This window comes from Stutzerimonas sp. Brlt_14 (genome assembly GCF_051948915.1).
Classification (GTDB): Bacteria; Pseudomonadota; Gammaproteobacteria; order Pseudomonadales; family Pseudomonadaceae; genus Stutzerimonas; species Stutzerimonas stutzeri.
Genome location: NZ_JAYJLM010000003.1, coordinates 293113 through 308591 on the forward strand (window position 1 = coordinate 293113; position 15479 = coordinate 308591).

Below are 15479 nucleotides of genomic sequence, written 5' to 3' on the forward strand. Positions count from 1 at the left end.
CGGTCTATCGGCTCTGGCTGCCCTCCTGACGCAGCAAGGCGTCCAGTGTGTCCAGCCGGGCGCCGTCGAAGGCAACCAGCGTACCCTGTTCGAAAACCCGCCGTGCCAGCCCGGTCAGCACCTGGCCTGGCGGCAGTTCGATGTGCAGCCGCACCCCGCGCTCGTAGGCGGTGCGCAGGGTGCCGTGCCAGTCGACGACGCGGCACATGTTGAAGGCGAGGTCGTCGCGCAGGCGCTCGCTATCGAATATCGGGCGTGCGGACGAGCTGCTCAGATAGCGAATTTGCGGAGCGCGCAGGCTGACGCCGGCGAAGGCTTCGGCCAGCCGCCGTGCCGGCTGCTCGAGCAGCGCGCAATGCGAGGGCACGCTCATCGCCAGGCGCCGCGTGCAGGAGGCGCCCAGCACCTTGGCCCGCGCCGCGACCGTGGCCATGGCGGCATCGCTGCCGGCGATGACGATCTGGTTGTCGGCGTTGATGTTGCCCAGGTAGACCGGGCCCTCGGCTTCGGCCAGCAGCGACTCGACCGTACCCAGCGCCAGGCCGAGGATGGCAGTCATGCCGTAGCCCTCGGGATAGGCCTGCTGCATCAGCTCGCCGCGCAGGGCGACCAGGCGCAGGGCGTCGGCGAACGTCAGCGACTCGGCGACAACCGCCGCGGCATAGGCGCCGATGGACAGCCCGGCGACGTAGTCCGGACGCTGGCCATCGCGCATCAGCAGGCGCGCCCCGGCGATCCCGGCGATCAGCAGGCAGAGCTGCACCGCGCGAGTCGATTGCAGCGCCTCGGCCGAATCGAGCAGCAGCGCATCCTCGCCGAGCACGGCACTGGCCTCGGCCAGGGTCGCGGCGACTTCCGGCGCCTCGGGCAGCCGTTGCAACATGCCGGGCTTTTGCGCGCCCTGACCGGGAAAGGCGAACAGGCTGCTCATGCGGCCCGCTCCGCAGCCCAGGGATCGCTCACCAGACGCGGTCCTTCGGCGGTCTTGACCAGCACCCGTGCGGCGCCACCGGCCCATTCGCCGAGCGCCACACCGCCCAGCGGGGTTTCCAGTTGCAGGTCGACGCGGCAGGCGCGGCCTTCGAGCAGCTGCAGCAGCGGGCGCGCCTCGCTGCGCGGCAGCAGCTGTTCGGCCCTTAGCAGCAGGTCCAGATCGCTGTCCGGATGCGCCGCCGACAAGCCGGTGGCGAGCTGGAAGCCGGCCGAGCCGGTGACACCCCAGGCATGGCCGAGGGCATTGAGCAGCGGACGCAGGCCAGCCAGCACGCGGAACACCGGCAGGTCTTCGCTGGCGCGACGATCGAGCAGCTGCTCCGGCGTCAGCCGATGGCTGATCGCGGCGATCGGCATCAGCGCGGCCAGACGCTGGTCTCGCGTGGTCCCACGCAGGCCGACCGCCACCTGCCCTGGCGCGACGACGGCACGGCGCACCACCACCGGCTGGCCGGCGGCGAGCACGGCCACCGCCCAGGCCGGGGCATCGGCCGGCAACTGCTCGGGACGCATACCCCAGAGCAGGTCGTGGGGGCGAGGTGTGTCGTGCATCTACAGCCTCCTCGTGATTGTTGTTGTCGAGTCGCTGATCGGAGTGGCGAATAGGGCCGCGTCAGGTGTTCGCTACCACTGCGCGCGCAACAGTTCGCGCACCCGCGACGACGCCTCGCGGTTCGGCGCGCCGAGGCGGCCGCGCAGGTCGCTGCTACCGCCGATGTCCGCGACGGCCTTGGCGAGACAGTCGCGCACACGCGCCAGATCATCCGCCGAGGGCTGCTCGATGCTGTCCACGGCGAGGGTTTCCCAGAGCAGGCCGAGGGTCGCGTAGTTGTCGATGTCGTAGGCCATCGGCGGCACCGATTCGGCCAGGGCTTCCAGTTCCTCGACGCTGCGCAGGGTGATGCGCGCCGCGGCGGCCTTGCCCATGGCATGCACCATCACGCCCGGATCGCGCAGGGCGATGATCCGCTGGGCCTGATAGCCATGGGCGAGAAAGGCGCCGGACATGGCCTTGCCCACCAGCAGCGCAATCACCGGGTGCCCGGCCAGCCGTGCGCGGGCATAGCCATCCACCGCACCGGCCAGCGCCTGGTGAATGCCCAGCGCCTCCTCGCGGCGGCCATAGGCCTGGCTCGGCACGTCGACCACGGCGACCACCACACGCTTGTCCGCCTTGTCGCGATCGGCCGCGATCACCTCATCCAGCGCCTGGCCCAGGGCCCAGCCTTCGAGCAGACCGACCTCGCCATTGCGCGCGCGCGGAAAGGGATTCTCGGCGTCCGGCACCACGGCGATATAGCGGGCGGCGCGCTCACCGAGCGTGCCGTCGACCACCTTCACCGAGGCCGGATAGCCCGCCAGTGCCTGACCGCCGGCCAGGGCTTGCAACCAGTTCAGTCCACGGCTCATTGGGCATCTCCTTCGTAGAGGGCTCGCACGGCGGCGGCATCGAGCTGCGTGCGGGTGTCGACGTCGGCCAGGCGCTGGAGATACCAGGCGTGGCGGCGGCTGCGCGGCTGCAGCGGCTTGCCGAGGGCGAACAGTTCGTGCAGTTGCGCGCGGATGGCGTCGGTGTCGTCGGCCACGTAGGCGTCCACCAGACCCGAGGCATAGCGTTGCTCGCCACCGGTCAGGCTCCAGATGAAGGGGCGGTCGCGCGAGTCGTACTCGTCGAGCCCGGCTTCCTGCTCGATCACCTGCGGGCCATTGAGGCCGACGCGGGCTTCGCGGGTGACGACCAGATAGCTGCACAGACCGGCGGCGATGGACATGCCGCCGAAGCAGCCGACGGAACCGGCGACCACGCCGATCACCGGCTGGTAGTCGCGCAGCTCGACGATGGCCGCCTGGATCTCGGCGATGGCGGCCAGGCCCAGGTTGGCCTCCTGCAAACGCACGCCGCCGGTTTCCAGCAGGAGCACGGCGCGGGTCGGGATGCCGTTGCGGTTGTCTTCGGCAGCCAGCTCCAGCGCGCCGGCGATCTTCGCGCCGCCGACTTCGCCCATGCTGCCGCCCTGGAAGGCGCCTTCGATGGCGGCGATTACCGCCGGCTGGCCGTCAAGGGTGCCCTTGGCGACCACCACGCCGTCGTCGGCCTGGGTGACGATGCCCTGCTTCGGCAGCCAGGGCGAGGTGACGCGATCGAACGGATCGAGCAATTCGCGGAAGCTGCCCTCGTCCAGCAGTGCGCGGGCACGCTGGCGGGCACCGAGTTCGACGAAGCTGCGCGACGCGAGTAAACGGGCCACGGTGTTAGCGGACACATCAGTCATGGCCGACCTCCTCCAGTCCCTGCTCCAGGCGCAGACGCACTACGCCGGGCGTGGCCCCAAAATCGTGAATATCGATGTTCAATGCCGGTGGCGTCTGCTCGCGGAACATCCGCTCGAACAGGCTCTTCCAGCGTTGCTCGGCACCATTGACCGAGGTGACTACCTGGATCGCCAGCTTGCCGGCCTGGCCGGGTTCCAGCAGCACTTCCAGGTCGCCCGAGCCGACCACGCCGACCAGGGCCTTGCCGCGGGCGGGTTGCCCGGCGGCGAATTCGAAAGACAGGGTTTCCATGTTCAGTTGCTCCCAGTCGGCGCCGGCGCATGCGGCGCCAGACGGTCGAGGAAAAGGGTGGCGGCCAGGAGGTCGGCGGCGCCCCCCGGCGAGGCGTTGAGGGCGAGCATGTCGCGATCGAGCAGGCGCAGCTGGCGACGACCGGCGAGGCTGGCGGCACCACCGGCTTCGAGCACGGCGCGGGCACCGGCCTGCATGCGGGTCAGCCCTTCAAGACCGGCGCGATGCAGCACGCAGGTGTCGGTCAGGCTGCTCATGATCGCCAGCAGTGCATCGAGCCTGGCGTTCTGCTCGCCGGCGCCGGCGCGGCGACTGGCCAGCAGCTGCGGCAAGCCGTGTTCGATGACCGCGGGAAAGCCGTGCTGCGCCTGTTCGCGGGCGCCGAGCACGCCGTAGCGACGGCAGACCCGCGCGCCGTGGCTGTCCGGGTTGTGCGGGGCGGCCGGGTCGTCCAGCCGCGCCAGGGCGGCCGCGCTGGCGGCGATCCCGCCGACCGAAGCGCCGCTTTCCAGCATGGCCGCCGCGCTGAGCAGCCCCAGCGCCCAGATCGCGCCGCGATGGGTGTTGACCCCGGCGGTGACGCGCAGCATCTCCGCTTCGCCGTCGCGGCCCAGCTGCCCGAGGGTTTCCCGCAGCGCCTGGCTGACCCGACCTTCGCTCCGCGCGGCATCGGCCATGGCGGCGAACGCCGGCCACAGCGACTGCGCCGAGGCGTGCATCAGCCCCAGGTGCAGATCGCTGTGCGCGCCACTGCCGCGTCGGTCGACCAGCCCCGGCTTGGGCGACAGGTCGGCCTCGTCGACCAGCGCCTGCACCGCCAGATCAGCCAGGCGCTCGGCCGCGGTCGGCGCCTGTCGTGCAATGAGTGCGCTCATCACCAGCTCCTGAACTTGGCAGGCGGGTTGTAGAGGCCGCCGGACCACTCGACCAGCTCGGCGATGCTCTTGGCGGCGAGCAGTTCGCGGGTGGCGTCGTTGCGGCGGATGCCGAGGTCTTCCGGCAGGGCGATCAGCCCTTCGCGGCGCATGCGCTCGGTGTCCTTCGGGTTGTGCCGCAGGCCGATGCTGGTGACGCCGGCCACCGCGGCGATCATCGCCTGGCGTTCCTCCAGCGAACGGGCCTTGTACAGGTAGGCGATGCCTTCCTCGGTGAGCAGGTGGGTGACGTCGTCGCCGTAGATCATGATCGGCGCCAGCGGCATGCCGCTCTTCTTCGCCACCTCCACCGCGTCGAGCTGCTCGACGAAGGTGGGTTTGCCGCCTTCCTGGAAGGTCTCGACCATCTGCACCACGAGCTTCTTGCCGCGCTCGAGCATGGTCACCGGGGCCTCGCCGCCGGGCATGGCCATGTCCAGCCAGGCCGGGGTCGGATGGCGGCGACCGCGCGGGTCGTGGCCCATGTTTGGCGCACCGCCGAAACCGGCCAGGCGGCCGCGGGTGACGGTGGAGGAATGCCCATCACCATCGACCTGCAGGGTGGCGCCGATGAACAGGTCCACGGCGTATTGCCCGGCCAGCTGGCACATCATGCGGTTCGAGCGCATCGAGCCGTCGCGGCCGGTGAAGAACACGTCCGGGCGCTGGGCGATGTAGTTCTCCATGCCCAGCTCGGTGCCGAAGCAATGCACGCTCTCGACCCAGCCAGTCTCGATCGCCGGGATCAGCGTCGGGTGCGGGTTGAGCGTCCAGTTGCGGCAGATCTTGCCTTTCAGGCCGAGGGATTCGCCGTAGGTCGGCAGGATCAGCTCGATGGCCGCGGTGTTGAAGCCGATGCCATGGTTGAGCGACTGCACGTTGTGTTTTTCGTAGATGCCGCGGATCGCCATCATCGCCATCAGCACGTGCACCGGCTTGATGTGGCGCGGGTCGCGGGTGAACAGCGGCTCGATGTAGAAGGGCTTGTCGGCCACCACGACGAAATCGACCCAGCTCGCCGGGATGTCCACGCGCGGCAGCTCGTCGACGATCTCGTTGACCTGGACGATGACGATGCCGTCGCTGAAGGCGGTCGGCTCGACCAGCGCCGGGGTGTCTTCGGTGCTGGGGCCGGTGTAGATGTTGCCGTGGCGATCGGCCTGGAAGCCGGCCACCAGCGCGACATTGGGGATCAGGTCCACCAAGAGGCGCGAGTAGAGTTCGATGTAGGTGTGGATGGCGCCGACTTCCAGCAGGCCGTCCTCGAGCAGCTGGCTGATGCGCAGGCTCTGCGGACCGGCGAAGGAAAAGTCGAGCTTGCGCGCGATCTGCCGCTCGAACAGATCCAGGTGCTCGGCGCGGCTGACGCTCGGCATGATCATGTGCAGGTCGTGCAGCTTGCCGGGGTCGGCCTTGGCCAGGGAGCGGGAGAGGAAGTCCGCCTGCTTCTGGTTGTTGCCCTCGAGCACCACGCGATCACCGGGGGCGATCAAGAGTTCCAGGGCCTCGACGATCCGCTCGCTGGGCAGTACCACGCCATCGGCGAGGCTCTGCACCTGATCGAGACGACGGGCTTTTTCAGCGCGACGACGCGACCACTGCGGCGGTGGGGAGATTGTTGTTGTCATGGCGACTCCACAGTTTTTCCGCTTGTGGAGCGCACAGTAGGGACGTGACCGAAGGGTCATCAATCAAGCAGCGGATGCAATCGTTACGGTCAGGTTAACGATACGTCTGAACGGCCGGTTCGCGAGGCATGCAGCAGGCGCGGCGCGTTGCACGCCACGCCTCCTGGAGCCCGTTACTTGTCGCGATCGATATTGAACGGCGACCAGGCCTGGCGGGTGGGCATCACTTCCAGGCGGTTGATGTTGATGTGATCCGGCAGGGTGGCAACGTAGAAGATCTGCTCGGCGATGTCCTCGGCGGTCAGCGGCGTGGTGCCGCGGTACAGCCGGTCGCTGGCGGCCTGATCGCCCTTGGTGCGCACCAGGGTGAATTCGGTTTCGGCCATTCCCGGCGCGATGTCGGTGACGCGCACGCCGGTGCCGAGCAGGTCGCAGCGCAGGTTGTAGCCGAACTGCTCGACGAAGGCCTTGGTCGCACCGTAGACGTGGCCGCCCGGATACGGCCAGTGGCCGGCCACCGAGCCGATGTTGACGATGCTGGCGCCCTTGCCGGTGGCGATCAGCGTCGGCAGCAGCGCGTGGGTGACGTTGACCAGGCCGGTGATGTTGGTGTCGATCATGGTGTGCCAGTCGGCGAGATCAACCTGTTGCGCCGGCTGCGGTGCCAGTGCCAGGCCGGCGTTGTTGACCAGGCAATCGATCTGGCGGAATTCGGCCGGCAGCTGCGCCACCACCTCCTGCACCGCGCCGGCCTGGCGCACGTCGAGCGTGGCGATATGCACCGGCACCTTCGCCGACAGCTCGCCCTTCAGTTCTTCCAGACGCTCGCTGCGCCGCCCGGTGAGCACCAGCGCCCAGCCCGCCTCGGCGAAGCGGCGGGCGGTGGCACGGCCGAAGCCGGAGGTGGCGCCGGTGATGAATACGATCTTCTGTTTCATGCTTTTCCTCTTTCTCTGAAATGCCAGCTGTCGTGTAGGCGACGCGGCACAGGGGCGCAGTGACGGCGTCCAGCTTAGGGGGCGTTGCTGCGCCAGGCAAAGCACGGCGTGCGCTGATCGCCCGAAATGCGGCCATGCCGCCGTCGCGCAGCCGCCTTATACTCGCGCCCATCTGCCCGAAATCAGGAGCCCAATGATGCGAGGCCGCTTGATCTACCTGATCGGGCCATCCGGTGCCGGCAAGGACAGCCTGCTAGACGCCGCCCGCGAGTTGCTGGCTGGCCGTGGTGTGCGCATCGCGCGACGGGTCATCACCCGCTCGGCCGAAGCCGTCGGCGAGGCGGCGCATTCGGTGTCGCCGCAGGCATTCGAGCGTCTCGAGGCGCAGGGCGCCTTTGCCCTCAGCTGGCGGGCCAACGGTCTGGCGTATGGCATTCCGGCAGAGATCGATGAGTGGCTGGCGTCCGGCGAGCAGGTGCTGGTCAATGGTTCGCGCGGCTACCTGGCAACGGCACGGGAGCGTTATCCAGACCTGCTGGCGGTGCTGCTCAGCGTCGAGCAGGACGTATTGCGCCAGCGCCTGCATGCACGCGGGCGGGAGACGGCGGAACAGATCGAGTCACGGCTGGCGCGCAACGCGCTGTTCGCCGGCGAACTGGACGACTACATCCGCCTGGACAACTCGACGCCGCTGACTGAAAGCGTCGAACGCCTGCTGGCGTTGATCGATGAGCATGTGCCGAGGGACTGAGCGTGGCGCCCCGGTGGGCCTCACAGCACTACCCGGCGTCAACCAGAGCCACCCCTGAATGCGCTGCCTCACCGCCCCGGCTGCGGACGAAAACCCGGTACGCCGCTCGGGCGGTCGACACGGGCGGCCGGCATGCTGCAGTTGAGGTCGCGAAAGGGCTGGTCGTCGAGCCGTTGCCAGCCTTCGCCGGGCGACGTCTGGCGGCAGATGACAGTACCGTCGACGATGCTCTGCCAACGGTAATAGGGTGCCGGCGCAGCGCTGGCGGCGACGGACAGGAGCAGGCAGAAGGCGGTCAGGAAAGTGCGCATGGCGGTGTTCGACGGAACGATGGCGCCACTGTAATTCATCCGCCGTGCATGGCAAGCGCCGTCCGGCGCGCTCAGTACCAGACCCTGGCCGCCTCGCGCATGAAGATCTCCACGGTCTTCGGCCCGACGCCTTCGAACTCCGCCAGCCGCCGCTCCAGCTCCTTGCGGTTCTCGCTGAGCTCATGGATGCGCCCGAGCTTGCCGCCATACTCGTGGTTGAGCTTCTCGCAGAGCTTGAGCAGTCGCTCGGCGGTGGATTCGTCGTAGCGTACATAGCGCCCCTCGCCGAGCATGTTCACCAGCTGCTGCCAGCTGCAGTTGCCCAGTTTTCGCGGCGTATCGCGCTTGTGCTTGTCGACGATGACGCGATACGCCTCGGCGGCGATGTCCTGCTGGATGCGCTTGCCGAACAGAAAGCTGGCGACGAACCACTTGAACAGCGCGGGCTCGCCGTCGGCCATGTCGATGCCCAGATCTTTGGCGCTGATTTCCGCGCTCATCAGGCGCCCTCCCCTCGAACGATTGTCTGCATTCGAAGCCGTGCTTTCGGGCAAGTTTCCCCCTTGCCTGAGTCCTGATGAGCGGTTTCTTGCCTATACCGTTCATCCGATAGGCGGATTCTTGCCTAACGCTTCCCTTCAGGGAGGCAACAGCCCCTGTAGCAGGGGGCTCGCACAGGCTGGCACGCCTTCTGCTACTGGCAATGTGCTCGATGCGATTCCAACGACAAGAAGAGCTGCCAGCGATACCCACCTCCCGGGCCCGGCCCCGGTGTCATCGCCCCTCTGCTTGTACGTCTGGCGCGTTCCCCGAACGCGGCATCGTCTATCGTCAACATGCTGCGCCAATCAATAAAAACGAAACGGAGATCCATCCATGAGACTGACCAAACGCTTGGGCCTGCTCGCTGCCGCTGCGGCCTTCACCGCCAGCACCGCGGCCGTCGCTGCACCGACCTTCATCAACATCCTCACCGGCGGCACCAGCGGCGTGTACTACCCGATCGGCGTGGCCCTGTCGCAGCAGTACAACAAGATCGACGGCGCCAAGACTTCGGTACAGGCCACCAAGGCCTCGGTAGAAAACCTCAACCTGCTGCAGGCCGGTCGCGGCGAGCTGGCCTTCTCCCTGGGTGACTCGGTGGAAGATGCCTGGAACGGTGTCGAGGATGCCGGCTTCAAGGCCCCGCTCAAGCGCCTGCGCGCCATTGCCGGCACCTACAACAACTACATCCAGATCGTCGCCAGCGCCGAATCCGGCATCAAGACCCTGGAAGACCTGAAGGGCAAGCGCATCTCCGTCGGCGCGCCGAAGTCCGGCACCGAGCTGAACGCCCGCGCGATCTTCAAGGCCGCCGGCCTGGACTACAAGGACATGGGCCGCGTCGAGTTCCTGCCCTACGCCGAGTCGGTCGAGCTGATCAAGAACCGCCAGCTCGACGCCACCCTGCAGTCCTCGGGCCTGGGCATGGCCGCCATCCGCGACCTGGCCAGCACCATGCCGGTGACCTTCGTCGAGATTCCGGCCGCCGTGGTCGAGAAGATCGAGAGCGATGCCTACCTGGCGGGCGTGATTCCGGCCGGCACCTATGACGGTCAGGACGCCGACGTTCCCACCGTGGCCATCACCAACATTCTGGTGACCCACGAAAAGGTCTCCGATGAAGTGGCTTACCAGATGACCAAGCTGATGTTCGACAACCTGGCCGCCCTGGGTAACGCCCACTCCGCTGCCAAGGACATCAAGCTGGAAAACGCCACCAAGAACCTGCCGATCCCGCTGCACCCGGGCGCCGAGCGCTTCTACAAGGAAGCCGGGGTTCTCAAGTAACCCAGCGCTGAACGACGGGCTGAGCAGGCCCTAGCGCCTGCTCCAGCCCGCTCCTTGTAGCAGCAGGCTTGCCCGCGTCGCCTCGTTGGCAAGCCTGCTTCTACAGGCATCCCCTTGCAGTGAGAGAGTGATACCCATGAGCGAAAGCCAAGGGCTGCATGCCAGCCCCAGCGAATGGCCGAGGGCGCTGTTCTACGTCGCCCTGCTGTTCTCCATCTATCAGATCGTCACCGCCGCCTTCCATCCGGTGTCCAGCCAGGTGCTGCGCGCCGGTCACGTCGGTTTCCTGCTGCTGCTGGTGTTTCTCTGCTACCCGGCGCGCGGCACCGGCAAGCCGTTCCAGCCAGTGGCCTGGGTGCTCGGCCTGGCCGGTTTCGCCACCTTCTTCTACCAGTGGTATTTCGAGGCGGACCTGATCCAGCGCTCCGGCGACATGACCACCACCGACATGGTGGTCGGCCTGACGCTGATCGTGCTGGTGTTCGAGGCCGCACGCCGCGTCATGGGCATTGCGCTGCCGATCATCTGCGGGCTGTTCCTCGCCTACGGCCTGTTCGGTGAGTACCTGCCCGGTGATCTCGCGCACCGCGGCTATTACCTGGATCAGATCGTCAACCAGCTGTCGTTCGGCACCGAAGGCCTGTACGGCACCCCGACCTACGTTTCGGCGACCTACATCTTCCTGTTCATCCTGTTCGGCTCGTTCCTCGAGCAGGCGGGCATGATCAAGCTGTTCACCGACTTCGCCATGGGCCTGTTCGGCCACAAGCTGGGCGGCCCGGCCAAGGTGTCGGTGGTGTCCTCGGCATTGATGGGCACCATCACCGGTTCCGGCGTGGCCAACGTGGTCACCACCGGCCAGTTCACCATCCCGCTGATGAAGCGCTTCGGCTATCGCCCGGCCTTCGCCGGCGGCGTCGAGGCCACGTCCTCGATGGGCAGCCAGATCATGCCGCCGGTGATGGGTGCGGTGGCCTTCATCATGGCCGAGACCATCAACGTGCCCTTCGTCGAGATCGCCAAGGCCGCGCTGATTCCGGCGCTGCTGTACTTCGGCTCGGTGTTCTGGATGGTCCACCTGGAAGCCAAGCGCGCCGGTCTCAAGGGCCTGCCGAAAGACGAATGCCCGAGTGCCTGGGCCGCGGTGAAGGAGCGCTGGTACCTGCTGATCCCGCTGCTGGTACTGGTCTGGCTGCTGTTCTCCGGGCGCACCCCGATGTTCGCCGGCACCATTGGCCTGTCGCTGACAGCCATCGTCATCCTCGGCTCGGCGATCATCCTCAAGGTCTCGTCGTTCGGCCTGCGCATTGCCTTCTGGATCGCCCTCGGCCTGCTCTGCGCCGGGTTCTTCCAGCTCGGCATCGGGGTGATCTTCGGCGTCATCGCCGCGCTGGTGGTGGTGTGCTGGTTCATCAAGGGCGGTCGCGACACCCTGGTCATCTGCCTGCACGCGCTGGTGGAAGGCGCGCGCCATGCGGTGCCGGTGGGCATCGCCTGCGCCCTGGTCGGTGTGATCATCGGCGTGGTCTCGCTGACCGGCGTGGCCTCGACCTTCGCCGGCTACATCCTGGCCGTCGGCGAGAACAACCTGTTCCTTTCGCTGCTGCTGACCATGTTGACCTGCCTGGTGCTGGGCATGGGCATCCCGACGATCCCGAACTACATCATCACTAGCTCCATCGCCGCGCCCGCGCTGCTGGACCTGGGTGTGCCGCTGATCGTCTCGCACATGTTCGTCTTCTATTTCGGCATCATGGCCGACCTCACCCCGCCGGTGGCGCTGGCCTGCTTCGCCGCCGCGCCGATTGCCAAGGAGAGGGGCCTGAAGATCAGCATGTGGGCCATCCGCATCGCCATCGCCGGTTTCATCGTGCCGTTCATGGCGGTGTACAACCCGGCGCTGATGATGCAGGGCGGCGACTGGGGCGCCACGCTGTACATGCTGTTCAAGGCGGCCTTCGCCGTCGGCCTGTGGGGCGCCGTGTTCACCGGTTACCTGCAGCGGCCCATGGCGCTGTGGGAGAAGGTCCTCGCCTTCGCCGCAGCCGCCTCGATGGTGCTGGCGATGCCGATCAGCGATGAAATCGGCTTCGGCCTGGGCGCGCTGTTCCTTATCCAGCACTTCTGGCGCGCCCGTCGCGCCGAGCCGGCGGCGGCGTGATCGGTCTGTGCCTGGGGCTGGCAGGCGTGGTGTGGGCCGAAGTGCCCACCCCCGCCTTCACCCTGGCGTGGAACCACACCATCGAGAAGATCCGCTGGGAAGAGGATTACCGCGTGACGCCGGACGGGCTGCTGCTCGGCGAAGCGCGGGTCAAGGGTTCTGGTGCCGGGATGGAAATCCCGGATGACGCCGGACTGCGCGACGGGGCCTGGCACTACCAGCGCCAGATGCCTGCGTTGCCACTCCTGCGCCTGGGGCGAACCCCCGAGGCAGGGGATTACCAACTGTGTTTTGACCAGCGTTGCCACGCCATGAGCGAATGGCTCGGCCCGCCACAAGCGGACCAGCCGGCGCTGGAAGTCTGGGGCTGTACCGTGCAAACGGCGAGTGTCGGGAACGATTGACCGGCTCGCCGGTGATCGTTGAGGAGGGGTGTTCGCGCAGGCGGCACCCCTTTTTCTTTTGGTTTTTCACCATTTCATCAGCGACATGCTGCGTTGAATGAAATTTTTTGCTTCATGATCATTGGCGAGTCGCCTGAAGGCCTGGTTTCGCCCTGATGGGCGAGTCACTTTTTCCAAACGCCGAAAAAGTAACCAAAAACGCTTTGCCCCTGCATCCGGCCCTGCGCTTCGCTCCGGGTGCGTTCACTACGCCGCCGCTCCGAGGGTCGCCGTACAAGGGCCATCCATGGCCCTTTACGGGGGGACGCCCAGTTCTCTCGCCGCATCCCTGCGGCTCGCCCCTCTGCGCGACGGCTCCGTTCACCCTCCTGAAGGGGCGTTTGGAGTCGTCTGGTAGGCTGTGCAAGATGAACAGATGGACCGATTTACCCGGCGTTCAGATGTTCACTTGGCTCCAAAGCTCCACGTTCATATGCGTGCGCGGGCTCACCCTCGTACTTGCATCAAGGGCGCGAACATCTCTACGGCATGCTCAGGCAGAAGCGTGACCACCGTCGTCCGCTTTACTTGGTTTCCTGTGCACACGCTATCAGGCGATGCCATTCGCCCCTTTCAGGAGGCCGAGTGGAATCGTTGCGGAGGGGAGCGAGCGGCATGGATGCCGCGAGAGGCGTAAAGGGCCATGGATGGCCCTTGTACGCCGGCCCCCGGAGCAACGATGGAACGAGGGAAGTCGAGCGCAGCGAAACCCGGATGGAGGGGCAAGACCTTTTGGTTTCTTTTGGGGCGACTGCCAAAGAAACTCGCCCAGCAGGGCGAAACTAAACCCTCAAGCAGCTCGCTAATCGGCAAGGGCTAAAAACGTTCACTCACCACATTCCTGAGCCCATAAAAAAGACGCACACCCCTTTCGGCGGTGTGCGCCAAAGCGTCCCGCTCGCACGCTGTTACTTGGTCTGCATGATCAGATCGCGGCGCATCAGCGTCTTGATCTTCACCAGATGGTCGTCTTCCTGGGTCTTGGCCTTCGTGAAGCTATCGGCAATGTTCGGATGGCCCGCCGCCTGCGCCAGCTCGATCAGCAGCTCCCAGGCCGCGTTGTCAGCCAGCTCCGCGGTAAGCAGCGCATTCAGACACTGCGGGACATTGGTCCGAGGGTCGGTCAGCACGTTGACGATCCCCAGCGCCATCGCCCCCACCACATCGGCACAAGGGGTCTGCGCCGTCGGGTCAGCGCCGAGTGACTCGATCGCCTGGTGCACCAGCATCATGTGCTCGTGCTCCTCGTTGCGGATGTGCATGAGCGTATCGACCAGGGCGGTGTCCGGCGTGTCGAGCGCCTTGACCTTGGCGATCATCGCTTCGTACAGACGCACCCCGTTGCGCTCGTAGGCCAGGCGCTCGCCCAGCTTGTCGAGAAACACCTCGGGGCTCTTGCCGCGCATCATGTCGAAGCCGGTCTTGAGCATGCCCTTGGCCGAACCCGGCACCGGCACGGAGCCGATGCGGTCGGCCTCGGCGGCGCGTTCGGTGCGCTCGACCAGCATGCCGCGCTCATCACCCGGCACGTCCGGATGAATCTCGTTGACCGCCTCGAGCAGGCGCTTGGTGTCCTTCGGGGACATCTGCACGCCGGTGAAGTTGGAACCCACTTTCGCTGCTGTAGCCATGATCGTCTCCTCAGGAAGCCTTGCGCATCAGTTCGCCACCCGGCGCCCACTGGTAGCCCGCCGAGACGATGTCCGAGGCGAGCCCTTCCGAGGCGAGGTGGTTGCGGTAATCCAGCGAGGACTGCGGCTCCTTGGCCTTGTCCACGTAGGCGGGGCCGGCGGTACGCAGGTTGACCTCGGCGGCCAGCACCTGGCGCACGAAATCGCGCTGGCTCTTGAACTCGACCATCTTCGGCAGCGGGCCGGCGAGCACCTCGGCCGGGTCGCGGCCTTCGAGCTTCTTGAACCATTCGCAGGCGACATTCAGGTGGCCCAGCTCATAGTCGAGGAAGCGCTCCCACATGGCCTTGATGCGCGGGTTGGTCTCCTGCTCGGCGCAGCTGGCGTACATGTAGACCTCCATCGCCTCGTGCACCAGCCACTTCTCCATATGGCTTTCGCTGGGGTCGGAGAGCGAGCCGTACTGGGTCACGTGCTGCTCTTCCACCGAGGCGATCTCGGCATACAGCTGGCGCGCCAGCGGGTCGGCGAACAGCGGGCCGATGTTCATGTAGTAGTCGTGGGTCTGGTATTCCGCGCCGGTGATCAGCGCTGCGTGGATCTTGGTGATGAGCGCGGCGGAGTCCTTCTCGTAGTTGTCCCGGATGTCGTTTTCCGGATGACGATGGTGCTCCGATGTTTTCCGCCCGGGCACGATGTCGGTATAGCCCTGCAGGATGTTGTTGGCATCCTTGCCCTCGAGGCGATCGAGCATCGCCGAGTAGCGGTACAGGTGATCGAAGTCTTCCAGCAGGCCGAAGCGATAGGTCTGCGCCTGGTAGGGGTCAGGCTCGTTCTGCGCCACGGCGGCGGTCACCTCGATGGCCACCTGCTCGTAGGCCACAGTGGTTTCCAGTGGCGAGTGGTCGGCGCCGATCAGCCAGTTGACCATGGTTGCCTGGTGTTGCTCGACGCGGCGGATCTCGGCCAGCGGCAGGCGCAGCTCCTTGTTGAAGCGCGCAATGCCGTGCTTGAGGCGCAGGGCGTCGGTCTCGACGCCGTTCATGAGGATGATGCGCACACGGGTAAACGCATCATCATCGAGCTTGCTGATCGGCTTGCCGGCCATTTCCTTCCATGTGAATTTCTGCTTCTCCAGTGGCGTGCCTTTGTTGTCGAGAATTCCGGAAATGGTCTCCATGGAGCCTCCGTTGTTATGCGTGGGAATCAGGCATAGGGGGATCGCCGCGTGAAAATTGCGCGACCTATAGAGGGGACCGGAGGGGCTGAATAATGATTCGCGCCGTTCAGCGGGTCACCAGATCGCAGCCGATG

Annotated in this window: 16 protein-coding genes; 4 read left to right on the forward strand and 12 right to left on the reverse strand. The window is 66.5% G+C overall.

Features of this window, described 5'->3' with window-relative positions; genetic code table 11:
* Positions 1-4 precede the first annotated feature (4 nt).
* From mdcH to VF716_RS08525, 8 genes are all read right to left on the reverse strand, one after another.
* On the reverse strand, positions 5-931 hold the full coding sequence (gene mdcH / locus VF716_RS08490; RefSeq protein ID WP_440552492.1) for a malonate decarboxylase subunit epsilon: 927 nt from the start codon (positions 929-931) through the stop codon (positions 5-7).
* Positions 928-1545, reverse strand: a complete 618-nt coding sequence (locus tag VF716_RS08495; RefSeq protein ID WP_440552494.1) for a malonate decarboxylase holo-ACP synthase — start codon at positions 1543-1545, stop codon at positions 928-930. The genes mdcH and VF716_RS08495 overlap by 4 nt, the downstream gene beginning before the upstream one ends.
* Before the next feature lie 72 nt (positions 1546-1617).
* Positions 1618-2403 (reverse strand): biotin-independent malonate decarboxylase subunit gamma, encoded by a 786-nt coding sequence (gene mdcE / locus VF716_RS08500; protein ID WP_011915118.1) that lies wholly within the window; start codon positions 2401-2403, stop codon positions 1618-1620.
* Complete coding sequence (locus VF716_RS08505; protein ID WP_061338195.1) at positions 2400-3266, reverse strand: biotin-independent malonate decarboxylase subunit beta; 867 nt, start codon at positions 3264-3266, stop codon at positions 2400-2402. The genes mdcE and VF716_RS08505 overlap by 4 nt, the downstream gene beginning before the upstream one ends.
* Positions 3259-3558, reverse strand: coding sequence for a malonate decarboxylase subunit delta (locus tag VF716_RS08510; protein ID WP_003281886.1), 300 nt, complete (start codon positions 3556-3558; stop codon positions 3259-3261). Before VF716_RS08510 ends, VF716_RS08505 begins: the two co-directional genes overlap by 8 nt.
* Positions 3559-3560: 2 nt before the next feature.
* Positions 3561-4433 (reverse strand): triphosphoribosyl-dephospho-CoA synthase, encoded by an 873-nt coding sequence (locus tag VF716_RS08515; protein WP_125871948.1) that lies wholly within the window; start codon positions 4431-4433, stop codon positions 3561-3563.
* On the reverse strand, positions 4433-6100 hold the full coding sequence (mdcA, locus tag VF716_RS08520) for a malonate decarboxylase subunit alpha (protein ID WP_011915121.1): 1668 nt from the start codon (positions 6098-6100) through the stop codon (positions 4433-4435). The genes VF716_RS08515 and mdcA overlap by 1 nt, the downstream gene beginning before the upstream one ends.
* A 173-nt stretch (positions 6101-6273) precedes the next feature.
* A complete protein-coding gene (locus VF716_RS08525) occupies positions 6274-7038 on the reverse strand; it encodes an SDR family oxidoreductase (RefSeq protein ID WP_013984463.1) in 765 nt (254 codons plus the stop codon).
* A 196-nt stretch (positions 7039-7234) separates the two neighbouring features.
* Here VF716_RS08525 and phnN point away from each other — a divergent pair, with 196 nt between their 5' ends.
* A complete protein-coding gene (gene phnN / locus VF716_RS08530; protein ID WP_045159619.1) occupies positions 7235-7789 on the forward strand; it encodes a phosphonate metabolism protein/1,5-bisphosphokinase (PRPP-forming) PhnN in 555 nt (184 codons plus the stop codon).
* A gap of 68 nt (positions 7790-7857) precedes the next feature.
* Here phnN and VF716_RS08535 read toward each other — a convergent pair whose 3' ends face one another.
* The gene (locus VF716_RS08535; RefSeq protein WP_026006479.1) at positions 7858-8100 is read right to left on the reverse strand and encodes a hypothetical protein; all 243 of its coding nucleotides are present in this window, start codon (positions 8098-8100) and stop codon (positions 7858-7860) included.
* Between the two features lie 71 nt (positions 8101-8171).
* Positions 8172-8600 carry a DNA methylase gene (locus tag VF716_RS08540; protein ID WP_048330284.1) on the reverse strand — a complete coding sequence of 143 codons (429 nt, stop codon included), beginning with the start codon at positions 8598-8600 and terminating at the stop codon, positions 8172-8174.
* A 376-nt stretch (positions 8601-8976) separates the two neighbouring features.
* Between VF716_RS08540 and VF716_RS08545 the strand changes: the two genes are divergently transcribed.
* From VF716_RS08545 to VF716_RS08555, 3 genes are all read left to right on the forward strand, one after another.
* Positions 8977-9930, forward strand: a complete 954-nt coding sequence (locus VF716_RS08545; RefSeq protein WP_013984467.1) for a TAXI family TRAP transporter solute-binding subunit — start codon at positions 8977-8979, stop codon at positions 9928-9930.
* A gap of 136 nt (positions 9931-10066) precedes the next feature.
* Positions 10067-12091: a TRAP transporter permease gene (locus VF716_RS08550; RefSeq protein ID WP_019405994.1), complete on the forward strand. Its 2025-nt coding sequence runs from the start codon at positions 10067-10069 to the stop codon at positions 12089-12091.
* On the forward strand, positions 12088-12495 hold the full coding sequence (locus VF716_RS08555; RefSeq protein ID WP_014598098.1) for a DUF1850 domain-containing protein: 408 nt from the start codon (positions 12088-12090) through the stop codon (positions 12493-12495). Before VF716_RS08550 ends, VF716_RS08555 begins: the two co-directional genes overlap by 4 nt.
* Positions 12496-13442: 947 nt before the next feature.
* Here VF716_RS08555 and VF716_RS08560 read toward each other — a convergent pair.
* Entirely contained in the window at positions 13443-14165 is a 723-nt protein-coding gene (locus VF716_RS08560) for a ferritin-like domain-containing protein (protein WP_125864975.1), read from the reverse strand.
* A gap of 10 nt (positions 14166-14175) precedes the next feature.
* A complete protein-coding gene (locus VF716_RS08565; protein ID WP_014598099.1) occupies positions 14176-15345 on the reverse strand; it encodes a hypothetical protein in 1170 nt (389 codons plus the stop codon).
* Between the last annotated feature and the right edge of the window lie 134 nt (positions 15346-15479).